The organism is candidate division KSB1 bacterium (assembly GCA_034506255.1).
GTDB lineage: Bacteria > Zhuqueibacterota > Zhuqueibacteria > Zhuqueibacterales > Zhuqueibacteraceae > Coneutiohabitans > Coneutiohabitans thermophilus.
Map to the genome: position 1 here is coordinate 429,337 of JAPDPX010000004.1, position 23,264 is coordinate 452,600.

Here is a 23,264-nt window from a genome sequence, read left to right on the forward strand (position 1 = left end):
ACGTCGCAGGAATCATTACCCCCGGGAAGTTTGTTTTGAACCGCGCAGGCGCCGGGCACGCAAAGCAATACAAGTTTGGCGTCCGTCGCCTCCCCGCGGTTCACATTTGCCTGCGGCAGGAATGCCAAATTCAGGGAAGTGTTCGCATCACGCTATGACGATGCTTGCAGACCGTCAGACGGGCGATGCGCTCGCCGCGCTGTCGCGCATCAGCACCATCATCAACACGCTGCGCGAGCTGGATCCGCTGCTGGAAAAAATCATGGATATTGCGGTGGAAACCGTGGGTGCGGAACGTGGCTTCATCCTGCTCCACAACGACAACGGCGGGCTGAGCGTGCGCACGGCGCGCAACATGTCCGCGGAAAACATTCAGGACATCACCGACATTTCCAACAGCGTGGTGCAGCAGGTGCTGCAGCGCGGCGAGGCGATGATCAGCTATGATGCCCAGGCCGACGAACAGTTGCGTCACTCGGAAAGCATCATTCTCAACCGCATTCAATCGGTGGCGTGTGTGCCGCTTGCCATCAAGCAAAAACCCATCGGGGTGATTTATCTCGACAGCCTCCGGCAGCGCAGCGGCTTCACCGAGACCAGCATTCCCTTTCTCAATGCCTTCGCCAACCAGGCGGCGATCGCCATTGAAAACGCGCAATTGTACGAGAGTCTGCGCGAGGAGAACCGCCACTTGCGCAAACAGGCCGCCGCCGGCAGCAGCTTCGAGGGCATCATCGGCCAAAGCCCGAAGATGAAACATGTCTTCGACCTGATGAACAGCGTACTCGATTCCGACGCCACGGTGTTGATTCTCGGCGAAAGCGGCACCGGCAAGGAGCTGGTGGCGCGCGCGCTGCACTACAACGGCAGCCGCCGCGCCAAGCCTTTCATCGCGCTGTTTTGCGGCTCGCTGCCGGAAACGCTGTTGGAAAGCGAGCTGTTCGGCCACAAGAAGGGCGCCTTCACCGGGGCGATCGCGGACAAGAAGGGGCTGTTCGAAGCGGCACATGGCGGCACGTTTTTTCTCGATGAAATCGGCGATCTTTCCCCCAATCTGCAGACCCAGCTCCTGCGCGTGCTGCAGGAGGGTGAAATCAAGCGGGTCGGCGAAAACCAGGTGCGCCGCGTCGATGTGCGCATCATCGCGGCCACCAACAAGAACCTGGCCGAGGCGGTCCGGAACGGCACCTTTCGTGAAGACCTGTATTACCGCCTCAATGTCATCAACATCGTGATGCCGCCGCTGCGCCAGCGCGCCCGCGATATTCCGCTGCTGGCGCATCACTTCCTGCGCAAATATGCCGCCAAAAACCACAAGGAGATCACCGGTTTCACGCCGGAGGCGCTTGATTTGCTCACCGGTTATTCCTGGCCGGGCAACGTGCGCGAGCTGGAAAACACCATCGAGCGTGCCGTGGTGCTGGCCAAGGAAAGCATCATCACCGCGGCGGACCTGCGCCTGCAGGAGGCCGGGCGCGAGCTGTTTCTGCCGCAGGGCATGACGCTCGCAGAAATGGAGCGGCGGCTGGTGGAAAAAACGCTGGACGAACTCGACAACAACATCACGCACGCCGCCGAACGGCTGGGCGTCTCCCGCCGCTGGATTCATTACAAAATGAAACAATGGCACAATGGTCGCAATTGAGGGGTACGAAATCTTCGCCGAACTGCAGCGCGGCCCCTGGGTCAGCGTGTTCAAGGCGTTCGACCACCGGCAGCAGCGCATGGTGATCATCAAGGCGTTGCGCGAGCCCGCGGCGCCCGCGCGTGTACGCGAGCAACTGCGCGTCGAAGGCGAAATCGGCCGCCGTTTGATCCATCCCAACTTGCGCCAGGTTTATGCCGCCGGCGGCTTGCAGGACAATCCCTACCTGGTGTTGGAATACGTCGAAGGCGGCACGCTTGCCGAGCTGCTCCACCGTGCATTGCCGATTGAATTGTGTGTGTGGATTGCCAGGGAGGTTGCCCGCGCCTTGCAGGTTTTGCATCAACACGGCATTTTGCATCGTGACGTCAAGCCGAAGAACATTTTCGTCGCGAACACCGGCGCCGTCAAACTCGCGGATTTGGGCCTGGCGGTCGATCGTGAGGAGGCGCAGTGCCACCCCGCCGGCACCTTGGCCTACTTCCCACCCGAAATCGTGCTCGGCCAGCCGGCCACACCGGCCAGCGATCTTTTTTCGCTGGGCGCCGTGTTGTATGAGATGCTCACCGGTGAACCGCCTTTTGCAGATCACACCCAGTCCGCTTTGTTGCACCGCATTGCCAATCTCGATCCCACGCCGGTGGAAAAATTGCGGCCGGAAATCCCCGCCGAGCTGGCGGCACTCTCCCGCAAGCTGCTGGCCAAGACGCCGGCCACGCGCTTTGCCAGTGCGGCGGAATTGCTGGCGGAGCTGGAGCGTTTCGAACGGCGCTACGAGTTGCGCACCACTGCGCAGAAACTCGCGGCCTTCCTCGAAAGTCCGGAAAGTTATGTCGCCGTGAAGTATGCGGCTCCCGCCGAGCCGGTGCCGGCGCGCACGGCAGCCACCCGCACCAAGTCTGCGGCCCGGCCGCTGTGGCGTGTAGTGCCGGCCACAGCCCTGGTGCTGGCGGGCATCAGCATCGGTTTGTTGAACCTGCAATTCGATGCTGACGCGTCACTGCCCTCAAAAACGATGAACGCGGCAGAGATGACCGCACAGAACGGCACCCCCGCTGCCGACGTCCCTCAGACCCTGACTGGTGCAGCGCCGCCGGCCTCTGCGACGGCGGCAGCCTCGACTGCTGTCGCCGCCCCACCGGTGCCGGCCGCCAGCCAGGATCGGGAAAACCACACGGCAGCCGCGGTGACAACCACGACAGCGAATGCCAGCGGCCCGCCCAGCCACCGGGTTCTGCTTCTGAGTGAGCCGCGTGCCCGCGTGTTCGTGGAGGGTGATTCGCTCGGCACCACCCCGCTTTATTGGCAGCCGGCCGCTGCCACGCGCGTTTACAAGCTGCAATTCGCGGTGCAGAGCCTGCCGGTGGTGACCGCGGAAGTTGTGGCGGCCGCGCTCGAGTCCGACACCCTGTATTTCAATTTGCATGATGAGATCGGCTATTTGGAAGTGGCCGTCAATCCCTGGGGTGAAATTTGGATCGACGGCAAAGCCTACGACACCACGCCCCTGGTTGCACCCCTGGCACTTTCTCCCGGCTTGCATGAAATCAGCGTGCGGCACCCGCGCCTGGGCACGCAAACGCAGCGCGTGATCATTGCCAAAGGCGACACCCTGCGCCGCTTCTTTGATCTGTTCCTGCCGTAACCCAAAGGCGACCCCGGGCCTGCGGCCCGCCGGCCGGTCTCCGCATTTCTCACTTCTCCCGCGCCTCCTCAGCCGGGAAAATTCCCCTCTGCTGCTCTGTAACTTTCCCCGCCGCCCTGCCGTATTGGTGGCGGCCTCGTCAATCCTGCGGGAGTAAAAACCCTCGCTGTGCTGTCAAGTTGGTAAGGAGGTGTGATGAAAAAGAAGAAAGTCCTGTTGTTGGGCCTCACGCTCGTGGTGGTGAGCCTGGCCGCCTTTCTGACGTGGGGCAGGGGAAAAGGTGCCCAAAGGGAAGCATTGCCCACCGTCAGGGTGACCAGGGGCAGCATTGTGGACAAGGCGCTGGCGGTGGGCACGATCGAACCGGTTTATGAGATTTCGATCAAATCGAAAATCACCGGCGTGGTGCAGCGCATCTTTGCCGACGTCGGTGCCTATGTGAAAGTGGGCGACCCGCTGCTGGAAGTGCGACCGGATCCCACCCCGCTGGAGCTGGCGGAGGCCAAACGCAACGTCGAACTGGCGCAGGTGGAGCTGGAGAATCTGAAAAAGGAGAACATTCGCCAGGAGTCACTCCTGCAGAGCGCCTTAATTTCGCCACGCGACTTCGATGAGTTCAAGCGCCGGTATCAAGAGTCCGAGCTCAAGCTCAACATTGCGAAGGAAAAACTGGCGCTGCTGCAAAGCGGCAAAGTGCGCATCGGCACGACGCAGATCGAGACCATCATCAAGTCGCCGATCGCCGGTTATGTGCTCAGCAAAACTGTCGAGGTCGGCGATCCGGTCACGCCGCTGACTTCGTTTCAGGAGGGCACGGTGTTGATGCGCATCGCCGACATGCGGCAGTTGATCTTCAAGGGCACGGTGGATGAAATCGACGTCGGCCGGCTGCGCGAGGGCATGACCGCGGAAATCAAGATCGGTGCGCTGCCCGAGAGCAGGATCATCGGCCACTTGCGCCTGATCTCGCTGAAGGCGGAGAAGAAAGACAACGCCACGGTTTTTCCCATTGAAATCACCATCGCGCCGACCAACGGCACCACCCTGCGCGCCGGCTACTCCGCCAACGCCAGCATCATCATTCAGCGCAAGGACAGCGTGCTCACCATCCCCGAACGGGTCGTGACCATGCGCAACGACTCCGCCTGGGTGAAAGTGGCATTGCCGGACAACCGGGAGGAGGAACGGCTGATTCAAACCGGCCTGAGTGACGCCATCAACCTCGAGGTGGTTGCCGGGTTGAAGCCGGGCGATGAAGTTTTCGAGAAACCGGTGAAGAAGATCGAATGAGCGCTGCGTCCTTTTGCTGCCGCTGGCCGGGGCGGCGATTCCCCGGCACGCCGCTGCCTCGCGCGCGCCGCAGCCGTACCGCAACCCCATCCGCCGGAGAGTGGCCATTATGATACAAATGACGAGCTTCCTTTCCGAATATCTGCAGGATTTGCGCAGCCAGAAGTTGCGCACGGTGCTCACCATTTTCGGCATCATCTGGGGCACGGTGGCGATCATCGTGCTGCTCGCCTTCGGCACCGGCTTCAAGAAACAGCTTGCCATCAACATGCACGGCATCGGCGAGAGCATCGCCATCATGTTCCCCGGCCGCACCACCAGGGCGTTCGAAGGCTTTGGCCTGGGCCGGCCGATCTCCCTCCGGGAAGAAGATGCCTGGCTGCTGGCCGAGCAGGTGCGGGGCTTGCGCGCTCTCAGCCCGGAGTACAGCGGCCGCCATGCACCGGTGCGCGTGGAAGAAAACATTCTCAATCCGCTGATCAGCGGCGTTTATCCCGTCTACGCCGACATGCGCAACATCATTGTCGAACCCGGCGGCCGTTTTTTCAACGAATTGGACCTGCGCCACCGCCGCCGTGTGGCAGTGATCGGCAACAAAGTCAGGGAATTTCTGTTCGGCGAGCAGGAGGCGGTTGGCCAGCTCATTCTCGTCGGCCAGACGCCCTTCACCGTCATCGGTGTCATGCAGAAGAAAACCCAAAACTCCTCCTACAACGCCCGCGACCAGGACCGTGTGTTCATTCCGGCGTCTACATTTGCCTCGGTATTCGGCACGATCCATCTCAACAACATCATCTATCAACCGCTCGATCCCACGCGCTCCGAGGCGGTCAACACACAGGTGCGGGAGGTGCTCGGCCGGAAATACAAATTCGATCCCACCGACAAAAACGCCGTGTGGATTTGGGACACCGCGGAGATGGACAAGTTTCTTCATTACTTCTTTTTGGCCTTCAACCTTTTCCTCGGCCTGATCGGCAGCATGACCCTGGCGGTGGGCGGCATCGGTGTGGCCAACATCATGTATGTCGTGGTGCAGGAGCGGGTGAGGGAGATCGGCATCAAGCGCGCGGTGGGCGCCACGCGGCGCAGCATCCTGCTGCAATTTTTCATGGAAACGTTTTTCATCATTGCGCTCGGAGCGGCGATCGGCTTCCTGATCGCCTATCTCCTGATTCTCGGCCTGCAATTCATTCCGATCAGGGATTTCGTCGGCACGCCCGAGCTCTCGCCCGAAGTGGTGGCGATCACCGTATTGATCCTGGGTCTCATCGGTCTGGCAGCCGGTTTGATGCCGGCGCGCCGGGCCGCTCATTTGAACGTGGTGGACTGCCTGCGGGCGTGAAGCCTGCTCCGGCGGTGCCACCGCGGGCACGACTGACGCGGGAAAAAACATGTGGCGCGAACTCCTAAAAGAATTCTGGCAGGATCTCAAAACCCACAAAACCCGGGCGCTGCTCACCATCATGGCAATGGCCTGGGGCACCATCGCGGTGGTGCTGTTACTGGCCTTCGGTGAAGGTCTGAGCCGGCAGATGCAAAACGGCCTGCTCAATGCCGGCAACCGCATCATGATCATCTATGGCGGCGAGACCGGCCTGGCCTTTCAGGGCCTGCCCAAAGGCCGGCGGGTGCGCCTGGTGGAGGAGGACACCGGCCTGCTGCAGCACGCCATCCCGATGATTGCCGCCCTCAGTGCGCAGTACCGTAAGAATGTGACGCTGACCTACAAGAAAGTCACCACCACCACGGAATGTGAAGGGGTGAACCCGGCATTCGAGGAAATGCGGCGCATGTATCCGGCGGCGGGCGGCCGCTTCTTGAACGAGACGGATGTGGTGCGGCAGCGCCGCGTGCTGTTTCTCGGCGGCGAGATTGCCGGGGAATTGTTCGGCGGGGAGGATCCCCTCGGCAAAACCCTGCTGGTCGATGGTGTGCCCTTCACCGTGATCGGACTGATGCAGAAGAAAATTCAAACCAGCATGAACAACGGCCCGGATGTGCGGCGGGCGGTCATGCCCTACACCACCTTTCGCACACGCTACGGCTACAAATACGTGAACTCGATCGTGCTGCAGCCGGGCGATCCCGGTCAACAGGAGCTGGTCAAGCGTGAAATCTATCGCGTGCTGGGCCGCAAGTACAACTTCGATCCCGACGATGAGCGCGCGCTCGGCATTTGGGATTTCATCGAGCAGGAGAAGATCGGCGCGAAGATCTCGCTGGGGATTACGCTCTTCCTCGGCGCGGTGGGCTTTCTCACCCTGCTGATTGCCGGCGTGGGGGTGGCCAACATCATGTACATCGTGGTGAAGGAACGCACGCGCGAGATCGGCATTAAAATGGCGGTGGGCGCGCGGCGGCGGGTGATTCTGGCTCAATTCACCTGCGAAGCGTTGCTGCTCGCGGTGATCGGCGGCGCGCTCGGCCTGCTTTTTTCCGGAGCAGTGATCTCCGGGGTGCGGTTGCTGCCCGCGGGCGACGGGCCGATGCAGTTTCTCGGCCGGCCGGTTTTGTCGAACAGCACCATGCTGCTCACCACCGGCATCCTCACGCTCATCGGTTTGCTTGCCGGTTTCTTCCCGGCGCGCAAAGCCGCGAGCGTCGATCCGGTGGAGTCCTTGCGCTATGAATGAGCGGCGTGCGCGGCGGGGCTGCAATGGCTCGCAGGCATGAAAACCGTGCGAACGCAAAGGAAACGGCGCCATTGACTCCGGCCTTTGTGGGGGTGGGTTTTTGCTCCTCGCCTGCAAGCCGACAAAATTGCAAGCTGCTGTTTGTCAAATTTTTTGCATGCAAAAAATCCTGTTTGCCAATTTGACATTGGCCACGCGAGTGCACCAGTACGCTTGATCATTAATTTTTCCGGAGATGAAAACAGAAAGCGGGGATGAGCTGGCAGCCTGGCATGTCTTTTGTTAAGTTTGAGAAGCGGCCAGAGACGCTGAAAAAATGTCACATGCCACAACCGGGAAGCAGGGCGGCATTGCAACGATTAGCGTAATCCGGCTTTAGGATTTTCAATCCCTGGTGCAACCAAGGGCTTTTGGTGATGACGCAGCGAGTTGTTGTACGCAGGCGTTTCAGGCCAAGCAGCCCTTTTTTATTTGCACGCTATGATGAATGAAAAAGATTTCTACCGCATTCTCGGTGTGAGTGAAGATGCTTCGGTAGAAGAGATCAAGAAATCCTATCGCAATCTCGCAAAGAAGTATCATCCCGATCGCAACAAGGGCGACCGGCATGCGGAAGAGCGATTCAAGGAGATCAATGAAGCTTATGATGTTTTGAGCGACCCCGAGAAGCGGAAAAAATACGATCAATTGCGCAAGTTCGGTGCGGGCCAGTTTGCCGGCCAGGGTGTGCCGTGGGAGGAACTGTTTCGGCAGTTTGGCGGCGCGGCGCGCGGCAGTGGCACACGCTTCAGCGGCTCCGATTTTGATTTCTCCGGCACCGGTTTCGACTTCGGCTTTGGCGATTGGTTCAGTTCATTCTTTGACCAGGGCGATTTTATTCGTCGCTCGCGCGGCGGTCCGCGAACGGGCGCGGACATTCAGGCGGAAGTAACCATTCCATTTGAGACGGCCGTTGCCGGCGGTCAGGTGCAGGTTACGGTTCCCCAGGAAACAGTCTGCAGCCACTGCAATGGTTCGGCGGCCGAGCCGGGAACGCGCATCGAAGTGTGCAGTTATTGTCAGGGACGCGGCACGGTGAGCCAGGGCCGGGGCGGGTTTGCCATCAGCCGGCCCTGTCCGCGCTGCCTGGGCCGTGGCAAAATCATCACAAAGCCCTGTCAGGTCTGCGGCGGCACCGGCAGCCGCACGACCTCCCGCACGATTGCAGTGCAGATTCCGGCAGGAATCGAGGATGGCGCAACCCTGCGTCTCGCCGGACAAGGCAACGCCGGGCTGGCAGGCGGCGCTGCCGGCGATTTGCTGCTCACCGTGCACGTGGAGGAAGACCGCTTTTTCAAACGCAAGGGCGCCAATGTTCATGTCGAGATCCCCTTGAACATGGTGCAGGCAATACTCGGCACCACGCTGCGCATTCGCACGCCGCAGGGGCGGAAGGTGTTGCTGCGCATTCCAGCCGGCACCGACAGTGGCCGCACGTTCCGGCTGCGCGGGATGGGCATCAAAAGCGCGCGCGCCGCCGGCGACATGTTCGTCACCGTCAAGGTGGAAACACCCAAAAATCTCACGGCCGCACAGCGCGAGTTGATCCAGCAGTTCGCGCGCGCCACCGGGATGAAGTATTGAGCATCACCATGCCGTCCCGTGGCTGTCCGAAAACTTTCCGCCCGGCCAGGCCGGGGTTTTAAAACGGCGAGGCTTGGGGGAGATTCCCGGGAAGTTGAGGCAACAGCCCGGCCGTTGCGGGCTCCGTCATGGCAAAGCCGCTGTGCCGGCCGGCAGCCTGCGCGAAGACATTCGCAGGCAAAATAAAAGATGCCCCCGCGGCGAGTTCTGTGAGTGCGGCAGGCGCAAAACAAGAAAAGGAGCGAATGATCATGAAAAATTCATCCAAAGCGATGAGCCTCGCGCTGGTGCTCAGTGGCGTCATCATCGGCGCGCTGGTGTTCTCGCATTTCAATCAGGCTTCGCAACCGCAGGCGTTCAGCTTCCCCGTTGCCCCCGCCGGTGTGGTGGCGGCCGGTGACCGGCAAATCGCGACGCTGCGCGACTTGAACAATGCGTTCATCGAAATTGCGGAGGCGGTGAATCCCACGGTGGTGACGGTGTTCACGGAAAAGGTTTACCGGGTGCGTGAAACGTTGAGTCCGTTTTCGTTCTTTTTCGATGATCCTTTGCGCGATTTTTGGGGCGAAGATTTCTTCGGGCCGCGGCCCAGACGCCAGACGCCGCCGGAACGCGAATACCGGCAGCAGGGGCTGGGCTCCGGCGTGATCGTGAGTGCCGAGGGCTACATTCTGACCAACAATCATGTGATTGCCGATGCCGACACGATCTACATTCGCACCATGGATGGGCGGACGATTGCCGCCAAAGTCGTGGGCGCCGATCCCAAGACCGACATTGCCGTGCTCAAAGTCGAGGCGAAAAATCTGCCGGTGATCAAGAAGGGCGACAGCGACCGGCTGCGCGTCGGCGAATGGGTGCTGGCGATTGGCAGCCCGCTCAGCCCCAACCTGGCGCACACCGTGACCCAGGGTATTGTCAGCGCCAAGGGCCGCTCCAACGTCGGGCTGGCGGATTATGAGGATTTCATTCAAACCGACGCCGCCATCAATCCTGGCAACTCCGGCGGGGCGCTGGTCAATCTCGATGGCGAGCTGGTGGGCATCAACACCGCGATCGCCAGCCGCAGCGGCGGCTTTCAGGGAATCGGTTTTGCCGTGCCGATCAACATGGCGGAAAACGTGATGCAGTCGCTGATCAAGCACGGCAAAGTCGTACGCGGCTGGCTCGGCGTGTCGATTCAAGACCTCAACGAGGCCATGGCCAGGGCCATGAAGCTGAAAAACACCGAGGGCGCACTGGTGGGGGAAGTGGTGGAGAACAGCCCGGCCGAAAAGGCCGGTTTTCAGGAGGGCGACGTAATTCTCGAAATGGAGGGCAGGAAAATCAGGAATGCCGCGCAGCTTCGCAACCATGTCGCCACCACCGCGCCGGGCACGGCGGTGAAATTCAAAATTCTGCGTGAGGGCCGGGAGCACATGCTGACGGCCACGCTTGGCGAGCTGCCGGCCGACAGGAAGGCGCCCCAGGTCAAACAATCCTTGCAGGAGTTGCTGGGTTTCTCCGTGACCGAGCTGAACCGTGAGCTGGCGGAACAATACGACCTTGGGACGAATGTGAAAGGCGTGGTGGTGACCGCAATCGACCAGGCCAGCCCGGCTTTTCGCGCCGGCTTGCGCAAAGGCGACCTGATCCGCTCGGTCAACCGCAAGCGCGTACAAACTGTTGCCGATTTCAATGCCGCGCTCGCCGGCGCCAGCAAGGGTGACACGGTGCTCCTGCATTTGACCCGGCGGGACGGCAATCTGTTCATCGCTTTTGAGCTGTGAGTTCTTGTGGTTCATTGATCAAACGTCGTGCTGAAGCGCAGGCGACAGGGTGGAGGCGCGCCGCGCAGCACCGGTGCGGCGCCCCCTTCGCCCCTGCTGCTGTCCGCGCGCCGTTTTTTTACATGACAGCTCGCCTTGCGCGATCTGCAACGGCTTGAGCATTGGATGTTGCTTCACACCAGGGCCGTTGCCAGTCACGGCCCAGCCGTGATGGAACGGACATGTTTTTACCCGGTCGGTGACCAGGGCGGCCGCAACCGCCTGTCGCCCCGGTCCAGCTTGCGATAAATTGAGAGAGAAAGGAGGAGAGATTTATGGCAATCATGCGTTGGAATCCCACCCGGGAACTGGCACGGCTGGAGGAAGATTTCGATCGTTTCTTTAGAAACTTCCTTTCAGACGAGATGCTTGAAACCTCATTGACGCTCGGCGCGTGGGAGCCGGCCGTGGACATCCACGAAACCGACGACCACTACGCGATCACGGCCGAGCTGCCCGGCCTGAGCAGGGAAAATTTCAAAGTCAGCTACAATCAGGACGTGTTGACCATCACCGGTGAACGGAAACAGGTGGAGGAGAAGGGCAGAACCTATCATCGTCGTGAACGCAACTTCGGCAAGTTCGAGCGCTCCTTCCGCCTGCCGGCCAATATCGTCGCCGAGAAGATTGAGGCCAGCTTCAAGGACGGGGTGCTGACCTTGATTCTGCCGAAGGCCGAGGAAGCGCGGCCCAAACACATTGCGGTCAAAGCCAGTTAGTCCGGAGGCGAAGCGCAGACTTGCGGCGCGCCCGCCACATGCGGCCCGCAAGCCTGCGCCGCCCGTGCGGGGAGAATGATCATGGCAAAGAATTATTATGTGATTCTCGGCGTTGCTGCCGATGCCACCCAGGAGCAGATCAAATCAGCCTACCGCCAGTTGGCAATGAGATATCACCCCGATTACTATGGCGAAGATGCCGGCCCCTTTCTCGCCATCCAGGAGGCCTATTCCGTGCTGGGCAATCCCGGGCGCCGGCTGGCTTATGACCTCATGTCCCACAAGCAGGAACTCCCCGCTGCCCCTGCAGCACCGGTGACGGAAGTTTTTCGGGAAAGCGTAACGGAAGTGCCGCGCCCGCCACGGACTGCGCGCGTCGAACCGCTGGTGCCGGAGCAGGATCACGACACCATTGGCCGCATTTCCATGCAGCAGTCATTCCAGACCTTCCTGCCCTCGTTCGATGAAATTTTCGACCGCTTGTGGAGCAACTTTCGCAGCCTGGAGCGGCCCGCAGCCGAACGAAGCGAAAGCCTGCAGGTGGAGATTCCGATTACTCCGTTGCAAGCTTGGCACGGCGGGTTGGTTCGCATATTGGTGCCGGCCCGGGCGCGATGTCCGATGTGCCGGGGTGCGGGCTGGCTGGGGCCGCACGAGTGCTGGCGCTGCGGCGGCGAAGGCGGGTTGTCCGGAGAATTTCCCGTGTTCATTGACCTGCCTGCCGGCACGCCCGACAACTACACGGTGCGGATATCATTGCGGCGCTATGGCAACCACAATTTTTATTTGACTGCGATTTTCAAGGTGAGCGGAAAGGCCGGGTGAGAACGGCGCCCATGCAATTCGTGTTCGGGTGAAACCGCCGGCCTGCACACCCGCCCGCTGGCGGGGCGTCGCGCAGGTGTCCGCCTGACTTGGTTTCACCGGTTTTTGTGTTTATCTTCACGTCCGCCTTCGCGGCAGATGGCAAAAGCGCGGACACAAGCAAAAACATGGTCGCGCGGGCAGGCCGCGGCACAACCCTCAATCACAAATTTTGACACATGGGCATTACCGCGCACACTCCGGCGGCCGCGCCGAAAGTTTTGCTCATCCAGCCGCCGGTCGAAGACTTTTACCAAACCAGCATTCGCACGCTGCCGGTTGGCCTGCTTTATCTCGCCGGAGCACTGCGGCAAAACGGCATCGCCGTGGAGATACTCGATTGCCAGGCCACGCCGCGGAAAAACAGCATCCCGCCGCCACCGGAATTTGCCCATCTCGAGCGTTACTATCAGCCCGGCAATTTGAGTCCCTGGAAACTTTACAGCCAATACCGGCATTACGGTTTGCCGTGGGAGGACATCCGCGAGCACATTCGCCGTTCCGGCGCCGAAGTGATCGGCATCTCCTCGCTGTTCACACCGTTTTATCGCGAAGCCTTGCGGGTGGCGGCGCTGGCAAAGGAAGTTGATCGCAGCCGGCCGGTGATTCTGGGCGGCGCGCATGTCAACGCCTGCCCGGCGCAGGTGCTTGCAGATCCCAACGTCGATTTCATCCTCCTGGGCGAAGGCGAGCGCACCCTGCCGGCGTTGGTGTGCGCACTGCTGGAAGACCGGCTCGCCAACCTGGCGGGGGTGCGTGGCATCGGCTACAAAGTGAACGGCAACCTGCGCCTGCCGGAACACGGCGATTTGATTGAAGACCTGGATTCCCTGCCGCTGCCGGCACGCGAGCTGATTGAGGCCGGGCACTACTGTCTCGGGCGCAAACGCCTGACCATGCTGATCACCAGCCGCGGCTGTCCCTATCACTGCACTTTCTGCTCGATCTTCCTCACCGCCGGCCGGCGCTTTCGCGTGCGTTCACTCCACCGCATCATCGATGAAATGAAGCTGTGCCGCGAACGCCTGGGCATCGAGGTGTTCGATATTGAGGATGACAATTTCACCTTCGATCAAAAGCGCGCCAGCCGCCTGCTCGCGGCGATTCGCGAAGAGTTCGGCCCGGATCAAATCGAACTGCTGGCGATGAACGGCCTCTCTGCCGCCAACCTGAGCGAGAACCTGCTGGTGGAAATGAAGGCCGCCGGTTTTCGCGCACTCAATCTTGCCCTGGTCACCAACGACGCGCAACGCCAGCGCGCGCTCAAGCGCCCCGGCGCCACGCCGCATTTTGACCGCATCGTCAGCCGCGGCGCCGCGCTGGGTTTTCAGCAGGTGAATTACCTCATTCTCGGCCTGCCGGGTGCCACCCTGGCCGAAATGATCGGCGCGATCATTCATCTCATGGAACGGCCGGTGTTGATCGGCCCGAGTGTGTTTTATGCCACACCCGGCACCGCGAGCTATGAACAGTGCCGCGCCGCGGGCTTGCTCCCCTCGCCCGAACTGGCGCTGCAACGGTCGAGCTGTTTCCCGGTGGAGACGGCGGAATTTTCCCGTCGGGATTTGGTGACATTGTTTCGCCTCTGCCGGCTGTTGAATTTCCTCAAGGCGCAGCTCGCGCGGCTGGCAGAGGACAACGGCAAAACGGCGCCCGCGTGGGAGACCGTGTTCACGTTTCCGCCCGCCATGACCGCACTGCCGCGGCCGGGCGGATGTTACACCTTCCCGCGCAAACTCAGCGCCGCCGAAATCGGCGGCTGGCTGGCGGCCGCAACCTTCTGTCATCGGACTTTTCTCGGCATGCGCCTGCGGCGCCGCAGCAATGCGGGCTTTTGTTATCAGGTTTATGAAGAGGAATTCTCCCCGCAGGTGCTCGCACTTTTCCTGCAGGAAGCCGAGGGCAGGGAAATCTGCAGTGGGAACAACGTGCGCATCAAAATCACAACAGAATCACTTGCCGGCATCCCCCATGTGAATCTCCCGTGAAATTGCAGTCCCGCGAAATTGTGCCCGGTTGATTTCGTTCCGGCTTCAATTTCATGCATGATCTGTCACCGGCCCGCGGTGGCAGAGCGGGATCACGTTTCTCAAACTTTTCAATCTCGCCCGCCATTGACTTGCGCTGCCTCCCACGCCAAAATCGCCTTCTTGCGCAGCGGTCCGCCCCCGTAGTTGCCGGTCTCACCCACCTTGCGCACCACGCGATGGCACGGAATGAGAAATGACACTGGATTGCTGGCCACCGCATTGCCCACCGCCCGCGCGGCGCGGGGCATGCCGAGTTGCTTCGCCAGGTCTTCATATGACACCACCGCCCCGCGCGGGATGCGCAGCAACGCCTCCCAAACTTTGATTTGAAAGTTGGTGCCTTTGACGAACAAGTGTAGCGGCGCGCTTTTCTTTCCGGCAGCCGGCGCGAAAATGCGCGCCAACAACGGCGCCGTGGCAGCCGGTGCTTCGCGCAAGACTGCCAGGGGCCAGTTGGCCTTGAGTTGGTTGAGCGCCGCTCTGCGCTGCCCGCCGGTCACGAAATAGAGTCCGCAAATGCCGCGATTGGTGGCTGCCAGCAAACACTCGCCGAAGGGCGAGGCATGAAAACCGTAATCGATGTGCAGACCCCGGCCGGCGCTTTTGAATTCCCCCGGCGTTACGGCTTCACACGCCACGAACAAATCATGCAAGCGGCCGGGGCTGGACAAACCGGCTTCGTAGGTCACCTGCAACAGGCTGTTGGACTGCGCCAGCAGTTTTTTGGCATATTCCTTGGTCAGGAACTGCAAAAAGCGCTTCGGGCTGATGCCGACCCAGCGGCGGAACAAACGCTGGAAGTGATGCTCGCTGAGATGGACGCTGCGCGCGATTCGCTGCAGACTGGGCTGGCGGCGGAAGTTGTTGTGGACGAAACGAATCGCCTGCTCGATGCGGCGATAATCCGCCGCCTGCCGGGAAAAATGGCTTGCTGGCATGACGGGCTCCTTTGGTTGCCGGCCAAGATAACGAGACGCGGGCCGCGATGCCACCCGCTTCTTGCGCAGTTGCAGGCCTCACCACTCGCCGGAAAGCGACAGCGAGAAATTGCGAATCTCACTCAGATTGCGTTCCACCACGGTGTAGTTGTAGTTGATCGCGTTTTTGACCTGCAGCAGCAGTGCGAATTGCCGCCAGGTGTAGCGGACGCGCAGATCCAGCACTTTCTGCGGCACGCGCTCATCCCCGGCAAAAAAGGAAACCTGCTCGAAACGGGAAGCATGGCGATAATCCGCCTCGAACGTCCACGGCCCGAGATGCACTGCCGGCGAGACGAATGTGCTCCAGCGCGGGCGATAAGGCAGGGCTTCATCAATTTCGAGATTGTACAAGGGATCCGCCACCAGACTGCGGGAATCCAGATAGGTGACATGGCCGCGCAGCCCCAGACGGTTGCGCCAGAAGCGCAGATGGACCTCCGCCTCCACGCCCTGCACGCGCGCATGCGTCAGGTTGCGAAACTGCAATTCCAGCCGCTGCGTGCTGATCGACAGCAACTCGATGAGATCGTAATAATCGTTGGAAAACACCGTCACCTCGGCGGAGAGCCTCTCCCCGAAGCGCTGGCGCACACCCGCATCGATCAGGGTCGAACGCTCGGGCTTGAGCACGGGGTTGCTGAACAGCCGCACATTGTCGCCGGGCTGGCTCTCGCTGAAACGCTCGGCAATGGAGGGCGCGCGAAAACCGCGGCCCAGCGAGGCGTGCAGAATGGTGTTGGGCAGCGGCGTGTAGCTGAAGCCGACCTTGGGGCTGATTTGCGTTTCCGCCGAATCGCCCACCAGCACATAGTGATCATAGCGCGCGCCCACGCTCAACTGCCACACACCGGAGAGCTTCCACGTTTCCTGCAAATAGGGCGACACCGCGCTGGCCTGGTGTTCGCCGTAATACTTCGACTCCACCATGTCGCGGCGGTAATCCACCCCGAAGGTGAGGTTGTGATTGCTGTGCGGCAGCCAGTTGCCCTGCAGCTCGCCGCTCCAGCCCAGCGCGGGCTTGAAATCCTTGGACAGGTTGAAGGGCAGGCCGATGAGCTGGGCATTGTAGGAAAGCCGGGCCTTGAAGGCCAGCACGGGATTGAACAATTTGTTGTAGATGGCGGAGGCGGCGAAGCCGTCGACATTGATGCGATCATGAAAATCGGTGTTCAAGGCATGATTCTGTTCCTTCCAAAAGAGAGAAAAGCCGCGCGCATCCCGGTTGTAGGTGAGAAACAGGCGCAGATTGGAATCGTCGGGCAACTGCAGCACCGACTTGCTGCTGAAGTACCAGCGGCTGAAATCCCCGTTCTCGCGGTCGCTGGTGGAGGTGTGGCGCGAGACCGCCAGCCGGAAGCCCAGGCGGCCGAGCACGTTGGTGTAGCTCACATCGCTGCGGCTGAAATGGAGCATGCGGTCGGTCCAGCGCCATTCCGGCACGGATGGATTATCATAGATGCCGGCACTCTGACGGAAGGAGAACCGCGGCGTTTGGGCCGGCTCACGCGTCATCACGTTCACCACGCCGCTGATGCCGCCCGAACCATAGAGCACCGAGGCCGCGCCTTTGAGAACTTCGACGCGCTCGACCTCGGTGACCGGCAGCAAATCCCAGTTGGCGCGGCCGAGATCACTGGTGAGCACGGGCACGTCGTCAATCAACATCAAAACCCGACTGCCGCCCAGGCCGAGCAAGCTGTAGCCGGTGCCCCCGCGCACACTGACGTTTTCCCCGATGAGCTGCACCGCAGGAACGCTTTGCAGCGCCTCATCGATGCGAAAGCGGTTGCGCTGGCGGATCTCGGAACTGGGCAGCACGCTCACGCTGTGTGCTGCCGCGTGCAGCTCCTCGGCCTGGCGCGAACCGGTGACGATGACCTGGTCGAAGGGGATCGCCGTCGCGCGCAGCGCAAGATCCAACACCAGGGTCGAGTCATCCATCACGGCAATGGTGATGCGCTGCGTGCTGTAGCCGATGAGTGAAGCACTCACCGTGTAGGAGCCGGCCGGCACCCGCGTGATTTGGTAGCGGCCGTTGGCATCGGCGCTGGCGCCCAGGAGCGTGCGGGTGATCAGCACATTGGCGCCCGGCAACGCCTCGCCGGTTTCCGCATCGCGCACCCGGCCGGTGATGGTGCCGTAGGGCCATGCGCAACCCACCGTGACAAGTACCAGGAACAAAACAAGCGCGCCGCGGCGGGGTTGGGCAGATGAGTGACGAAAGAAGCGAGCGAATGACATGAATGAGGTACTCCCGTTTGAGCGCGAGATTCTTGCGGCGGCGCATGCAGCGGTCAGGCGCGTTGCTGCTGAGAACCGGGCGGCAGCTTTTCACGTCGGGCGCAGCACCCGCCGGGTTCACCGGCCGCCGCCGATTTGCACGCCGTCGGGCAGGGTGCTGAAATCCGCCACAAAATTGATGTTCGTGATCGTGCCATTGGGCGGGAGGGTGAGCCGGCCGGGCCGGGTGGGATCATTGCCGGCCGGATAGAAACCGATCGCACGAATTTTATCCCATGCCAGGCCGCGGCCCTTCCAAAACAGGCCGAGAAATTGATACGCACCGTTGCGCACCGCCATGCGGTAGCGGTAGCGTTCGACGAAGCGCGGCACGGCGAAATCGATGCCACCGAGAAACACCAGCGAGTTGACGATGTTCCGCAGATCCGGCACCGCGGTAAACGCGCCGAGCAAAACCACGTCGGTGTCTTCCGGCCAGGTGCCGGCAAACGTGATCTCACCCTCGACGTGCGCATCGAACTGGGCGAAACTCCACAGCGCAAAGATATCGACATTGTCCGCGACCGGCCGTTCTTCCGTGAGATCCACCGGCAGCAATTGCGCGGACAACGGCGGCCGGAAGCCGTAAAATCCGAGCAGGCTGGTGAAGCTCCAGTCTTCGCCGCGCGGTTTCCACAGCACGGCCACGGCAGGATAATGATTGCGCGGCAGCGGCATTTCGTAATCCGCGCTGTCACGATCGAAGGGAATCGCCTCGCTGAAAAACACATCGCCGAAGCCCTGCGGTGGAAAATTCGAAGCCGCCACCACCCGCACTTCCTCGACGTTCGCGGGACGAAATTCCGTTCCGAGAAAATAAATCTTGCCGCTGATCCGCGAGTGCAACAGCCCGAGACCGGTGTCGAAGTTGCAGGAGGACAGCATGGCGGCTGCCAGCGCGGCCACGGCCGTGCCAGTGAAAAAGTTGCGCATGACTTGCATCCGATGCCTCCTGATCATCTTTGGTTTTGCCATTCCCCGCCCGCCGGCGGGGAATGGCGGTGGGCCGGCTCAAGTGTTTTCTGCCGGGCGGCCGCGGAGAAAATCAACCGCCACGCCCGCCATCATGTTGACGCCGATGGCCAGCGCTTCATCATTGAAATCGAAGGAATCCGCATGCAACGCCGGCCGCGGCCCGACGCCCAGACGAAAGAAGGCGCCGGAATACTTCTGCAGATAGTAGGCGAAATCCTCGCCGCCCATGCTCGGTTCGTCCAGAAAGATGACGTGGTGTGCGCCCAGCAAGTCCGTGGCGGCCTTGACCACCAGGCGCACCATGCGTTCATCATTGATCAACGAAGGATAGCCCGGTTCGAGTTCCACCTGTGCGGCACCGCCAAACGCCCGCGCGACACTTTGCACCAGCTCGACCAGACGCCGGTTCATGCGCTCGCGCGTTTCCGGTTTGAGGGTGCGCATGGTGCCGGTCATCTCGACTTGCGCGGGGATGACATTGTCCGCCGTGCCGCCGTGAATCGTCGCAATGCTGATGACCACGGGATCGGCACCGTGGCGTTCGCGCGTCACCAGGCCCTGCACCGCATTGATGATTTGCGCCGAAATCCACACCGGATCGATGGCGGCCAGCGGATGAGCGGCATGCCCGGATTTGCCCTGGACCACGATCTTGAAATCATCGATCGCCGCCATCATTTCGCCGTGGCGCACCCCGATCGTACCGACCGGCAGATAGGGCCAGGCATGCAAACCGAAAAACGCTTGAATGCCGAGATCCTCGAGCAGGCCGGAGGCAATCAGTTTGCGGCCGCCACCGCCGTTTTCCTCCGCGGGTTGAAACACACACACCACCGTGCCCGGAAGTTGCTCGCGCAGTCGGGCCAGCACGCGGGCCGTGCCCAGCAGCACCGCCGTGTGGCCGTCGTGGCCGCAGGCGTGCATCACGCCGGGATTGTGCGAGCGATACGGCACTTCGCTGGTTTCCATGATGGGCAGCGCGTCAATGTCGGCGCGCAGGCCCACCACCGGGCCGGCTTGCTTGCCGCGAATGATGCCGAGGGTCGCGTAGAAATCCTTCGCGATGCGCAATTCAATGCCGCATTCCTCCAGCCAGTGGCGGATGAAACGGCTGGTCTCGCGCTCCTGCCAGCTCAACTCGGGGTGTTGGTGGAGGTGCCGGCGGGCGCGAATGAAATCGGGGAGGTGTTGCTCTGTGAGGTTGGCGATGGTGGTCTTCATATGCTCCGTTTTTTGACGGCAATATAATCCTTTCCCGGCTGTTTTGCAAATCCCATGGCGTGCCGTGCGTGATGAGTGAAGTCCGACTTGGGCGCGGCGAGTTTTCAAATTTCGCAAAAATCTGCTGCCCAAGTCGGACTTCGCTCTTTCCACTGTGCGCCTTCTTGCGGCTTGCTTTTCTGCAGCGCAAATGTTATCGTTGCGCCAGCCGTTATCCAGCCTCTTGTGAGTGAGCAATCAACCCGGGCTGCGTTGTCACAGCATCCAGCCCTTTTCACCTGTCCATACCGCAGCGACGCGACATGCCACCACGCCCCCGCAAAGTCATCATCCTGGGCAGCGCCGCCTTGAAGATCGGCGAGGCCGGTGAATTCGATTATTCCGGCAGCCAGGCGATCAAGGCACTGAAACAGGAGGGTATTCAAACCATCCTGATCAATCCCAACATTGCCACGATTCAGACCTCCGAGCATCTTGCCGATCGCGTCTACTTTCTGCCAGTCAACCCCTATTTTGTCGAACAGGTCATTGCGCGGGAGCGGCCGGACGGCATTTTGCTGGGCTTTGGCGGTCAAACCGCGCTCAATTGCGGTTTGGCACTCGCCCGCGACCAGGTTTTCGAAAAGTACGAGGTGCGCGTGCTGGGCACCCCGATTTCAGTCATCAACGACACCGAGGACCGGCATTTGTTCGCCGAGCGGCTGCGCGAGATTGGCGTGAAAGTGCCGCGCAGCGTGGCGGTTGGCTCGCCGCGCGAGGCGCGGCGCGTGGCGGAGGAGATCGGCTATCCCGTCATGATTCGCATCGCCTTTGCGCTCGGCGGCCTGGGCTCCGGTTTGTGCACCACCCCGGAGGAGGTGGCGGAGCTGGCGGAGAAGGCGCTGAGCTATACCGGTCAAATTCTCGTGGAGGAATATCTCAAGGGCTGGAAGGAGATCGAATACGAGGTCGTGCGCGACAGTTTCGACAACTGCATCACGGTGTGCAACATGGAGAACTTCGACCCCATGGGGATTCACACCGGCGAGAGCATCGTGGTCGCGCCCAGCCAGACCCTGAGCAACGCCGAATATCACAAGCTGCGCGAAATCGCGATCCGCACCATTCGCCATCTCGGCATCGTCGGCGAGTGCAACATTCAATATGCGCTCGACCCCGCCTCCGAGGATTACCGGGTGATCGAGGTGAACGCGCGCCTGTCGCGCAGCTCGGCGCTGGCCTCGAAAGCCACCGGTTATCCGCTGGCGTTCGTGGCCGCGAAACTGGCACTGGGCTGCAGCCTGGTCGATTTGAAGAACGCCATCACCCAAACCACCATGGCCTGTTTCGAACCGGCGCTGGACTATGTCGTGGTCAAGATTCCCCGCTGGGATTTGAAGAAGTTTCGCAAAGTCTCCAAGCGCATCGGCTCGGGCATGAAATCGGTCGGCGAAGTGATGGCCATCGGCCGCTGTTTCGAAGAAGCGCTGCAAAAAGCGCTGCGCATGCTCGACATCGGGGTGCATGGCTTGCTGGGCAACGATCATTTAACCTTCGAGGATCTTGATGATGCGCTCAGCAATCCCACCGACGAGCGCGTGTTCGCCATTCCGCTGGCGCTGGCGCAGGGCTACAGCATCGAACGCATTCACGAGCTGACGCACATCGACAAGTGGTTTCTCTACAAGATCAAAAACCTGCTGGAGGTGGCCGGGCATCTGCGCGTCTATGCCGGCGGCATCTGCCCGCGCGGCGTGCTGGAAAAGGCCAAGAAAACCGGGTTCTCCGATGCACAGATTGCCCGGTTGCTCCACACCAACGAAGAGGATGTGCGCAGCATGCGCAAGAACTATGGCCTCTCGCCCTGCATCAAGCAAATCGACACGCTGGCGGCGGAATATCCGGCGCAGACCAATTTTCTTTATCTCACCTACAACGGCAGCAGCAGCGACGTCACGGCCAGCGGCCGGCAGGCGGTGATGGTGCTGGGGTCGGGGGTGTACCGCATCGGCAGCTCGGTGGAATTCGACTGGTGTTGCGTCAACGCGGTCATGACGTTGAAGCGGCTCGGCTATCGCACCATCATGATCAACTACAACCCGGAAACCGTCAGCACCGACTACGATGAATGCGACCGGCTGTATTTCGAAGAGTTGAGCCTGGAGACCATTGCCGAGATCTACGCCAAGGAGCAGCCGCTTGGCGTCATTATCGCGATGGGTGGGCAAACCCCCAACAATCTCGCCCTGCAGTTGCAGCAGGCCGGCATCACCGTGCTCGGCACCTCGCCGCAACAGATCGACATGGCGGAGGACCGGCACAAATTTTCGCAGTTGCTCGACCGGCTGGGCATCGACCAGCCCGAGTGGCGCGAGTTGAATTCGCTGGCGGAAGCCAAGGCCTTTGCCGCGCGCGTGCATTATCCGGTGGTGGTGCGGCCCTCCTATGTGTTGAGCGGATCGGCGATGGCCGTGGCCTCCAATGACGCCGAGCTGGAGAAATTCCTCGGCAAGGCGACCACCGTCTCGCGCGAACATCCGGTGGTGTTGAGCAAATACATCGAAAATGCCAAGGAGATCGAGATCGACGCGGTGGCGGCCAATGGCGAGCTGATTGTCTACGCCATTTCCGAACACATCGAGAATGCCGGCGTGCACTCCGGTGATGCCACGCTGGTCCTGCCGCCGCAATTCACCTACCTCGAGACCATCCGCCGGATTCGCACGATTGCACGCAAAATCGCCGCGGCCCTGAAAATCACCGGGCCGTTCAACATTCAATTCGTGGCACGTGCCAATGAAGTCAAAGTGATCGAGTGCAACCTGCGCGCCTCACGCAGCTTTCCGTTTGTCTCGAAAGTCTACCGCCTGAATTTCATTGACCTCGCCACGCGCGCGATCATGGGCGAACCTCTCGACAGGGTCGACAAATCGTTTTTGGACATGGAATACGTGGGGGTGAAGGCGCCGCAGTTTTCCTTCACCCGGCTCTCAGGCGCGGATCCCACCCTGGGCGTGGAGATGAGCTCGACCGGCGAAGTCGGCTGCCTGGGCGATGATTTCGAAGAGGCGTTTTTGAAGGCGATGCTGTCGGTGGGCAACCGGCTGCCGGTGCGCACGGTGCTGCTCTCCACCGGCCCGATCGAGCAAAAGGCGGAGTTCGTGCCGGCGGCGCGCGCCCTGCAGGAACATGGCATCAAGCTTTACGCCACCGCCGGCACCGCGGCATTCATGCGCCAGGCCGGTGTGGAAACCGAAATGCTGCACTGGCCGCTGGAAAAGGCCAGCCCCAACGTGCTGGAGTATCTTGCCGGTCGCAAGATCGATCTCGTCATCAACATTCCCAAAAACTTCCAGGAGGAGGAGCTGAACAACGATTACATCATCCGCCGCAAAGCCGTCGATTTCGCCATCCCACTGATCACCGAAGTGCAGTTGGCCAAGCGTTTCGCCCAGGCGCTGGTGCACAAACGACTGGGTGATTTGCAAATCAAAAGTTGGGAGGAGTACGGCAAGTGAAGACGGCCGGACGCGGCAGCACCGCAGCCGCAGCGCGCGGAGTGTGAGGTC

Annotated in this window: 15 protein-coding genes; 11 read left to right on the top strand and 4 right to left on the bottom strand. The window is 61.1% G+C overall.

Annotated features, from left to right (window positions below; genetic code table 11):
- Nucleotides 1-154 precede the first annotated feature (154 nt).
- From ONB52_10220 to ONB52_10265, 10 genes are all read left to right on the top strand, one after another.
- Complete coding sequence (locus ONB52_10220) at nucleotides 155-1,645, top strand: sigma 54-interacting transcriptional regulator (protein MDZ7416511.1); 1,491 nt, start codon at nucleotides 155-157, stop codon at nucleotides 1,643-1,645.
- On the top strand, nucleotides 1,632-3,290 hold the full coding sequence (locus tag ONB52_10225) for a serine/threonine protein kinase (GenBank protein MDZ7416512.1): 1,659 nt from the start codon (nucleotides 1,632-1,634) through the stop codon (nucleotides 3,288-3,290). Before ONB52_10220 ends, ONB52_10225 begins: the two co-directional genes overlap by 14 nt.
- A 195-nt stretch (nucleotides 3,291-3,485) precedes the next feature.
- Nucleotides 3,486-4,580, top strand: a complete 1,095-nt coding sequence (locus ONB52_10230) for an efflux RND transporter periplasmic adaptor subunit (protein MDZ7416513.1) — start codon at nucleotides 3,486-3,488, stop codon at nucleotides 4,578-4,580.
- Between the two features lie 109 nt (nucleotides 4,581-4,689).
- On the top strand, nucleotides 4,690-5,925 hold the full coding sequence (locus tag ONB52_10235; GenBank protein ID MDZ7416514.1) for an ABC transporter permease: 1,236 nt from the start codon (nucleotides 4,690-4,692) through the stop codon (nucleotides 5,923-5,925).
- Between the two features lie 49 nt (nucleotides 5,926-5,974).
- Nucleotides 5,975-7,216, top strand: coding sequence for an ABC transporter permease (locus ONB52_10240; GenBank protein ID MDZ7416515.1), 1,242 nt, complete (start codon nucleotides 5,975-5,977; stop codon nucleotides 7,214-7,216).
- Between the two features lie 480 nt (nucleotides 7,217-7,696).
- Complete coding sequence (gene dnaJ, locus ONB52_10245; protein MDZ7416516.1) at nucleotides 7,697-8,839, top strand: molecular chaperone DnaJ; 1,143 nt, start codon at nucleotides 7,697-7,699, stop codon at nucleotides 8,837-8,839.
- Between the two features lie 251 nt (nucleotides 8,840-9,090).
- Nucleotides 9,091-10,608 carry a DegQ family serine endoprotease gene (locus tag ONB52_10250; protein ID MDZ7416517.1) on the top strand — a complete coding sequence of 506 codons (1,518 nt, stop codon included), beginning with the start codon at nucleotides 9,091-9,093 and terminating at the stop codon, nucleotides 10,606-10,608.
- Nucleotides 10,609-10,922: 314 nt separating this feature from the next.
- The gene (locus ONB52_10255) at nucleotides 10,923-11,366 is read left to right on the top strand and encodes an Hsp20/alpha crystallin family protein (GenBank protein ID MDZ7416518.1); all 444 of its coding nucleotides are present in this window, start codon (nucleotides 10,923-10,925) and stop codon (nucleotides 11,364-11,366) included.
- A gap of 81 nt (nucleotides 11,367-11,447) precedes the next feature.
- A complete protein-coding gene (locus ONB52_10260) occupies nucleotides 11,448-12,191 on the top strand; it encodes a DnaJ domain-containing protein (GenBank protein MDZ7416519.1) in 744 nt (247 codons plus the stop codon).
- Nucleotides 12,192-12,409: 218 nt separating this feature from the next.
- Nucleotides 12,410-14,218, top strand: coding sequence for a B12-binding domain-containing radical SAM protein (locus tag ONB52_10265; GenBank protein ID MDZ7416520.1), 1,809 nt, complete (start codon nucleotides 12,410-12,412; stop codon nucleotides 14,216-14,218).
- Nucleotides 14,219-14,328: 110 nt separating this feature from the next.
- Here the strand turns inward: ONB52_10265 and ONB52_10270 are convergent, their stop codons facing one another.
- The 4 genes from ONB52_10270 to ONB52_10285 form a co-directional block, all read right to left on the bottom strand.
- Complete coding sequence (locus tag ONB52_10270; protein MDZ7416521.1) at nucleotides 14,329-15,198, bottom strand: bifunctional helix-turn-helix domain-containing protein/methylated-DNA--[protein]-cysteine S-methyltransferase; 870 nt, start codon at nucleotides 15,196-15,198, stop codon at nucleotides 14,329-14,331.
- A gap of 78 nt (nucleotides 15,199-15,276) precedes the next feature.
- On the bottom strand, nucleotides 15,277-17,481 hold the full coding sequence (locus ONB52_10275) for a TonB-dependent receptor (GenBank protein MDZ7416522.1): 2,205 nt from the start codon (nucleotides 17,479-17,481) through the stop codon (nucleotides 15,277-15,279).
- A gap of 117 nt (nucleotides 17,482-17,598) precedes the next feature.
- Nucleotides 17,599-18,462 carry a hypothetical protein gene (locus tag ONB52_10280; GenBank protein MDZ7416523.1) on the bottom strand — a complete coding sequence of 288 codons (864 nt, stop codon included), beginning with the start codon at nucleotides 18,460-18,462 and terminating at the stop codon, nucleotides 17,599-17,601.
- A gap of 69 nt (nucleotides 18,463-18,531) precedes the next feature.
- Complete coding sequence (locus ONB52_10285) at nucleotides 18,532-19,716, bottom strand: M20 family metallopeptidase (GenBank protein MDZ7416524.1); 1,185 nt, start codon at nucleotides 19,714-19,716, stop codon at nucleotides 18,532-18,534.
- Between the two features lie 302 nt (nucleotides 19,717-20,018).
- On the opposite strand from ONB52_10285, the gene carB reads away from it, so the two are divergent.
- On the top strand, nucleotides 20,019-23,213 hold the full coding sequence (gene carB / locus ONB52_10290; protein MDZ7416525.1) for a carbamoyl-phosphate synthase (glutamine-hydrolyzing) large subunit: 3,195 nt from the start codon (nucleotides 20,019-20,021) through the stop codon (nucleotides 23,211-23,213).
- Nucleotides 23,214-23,264 lie beyond the last annotated feature (51 nt).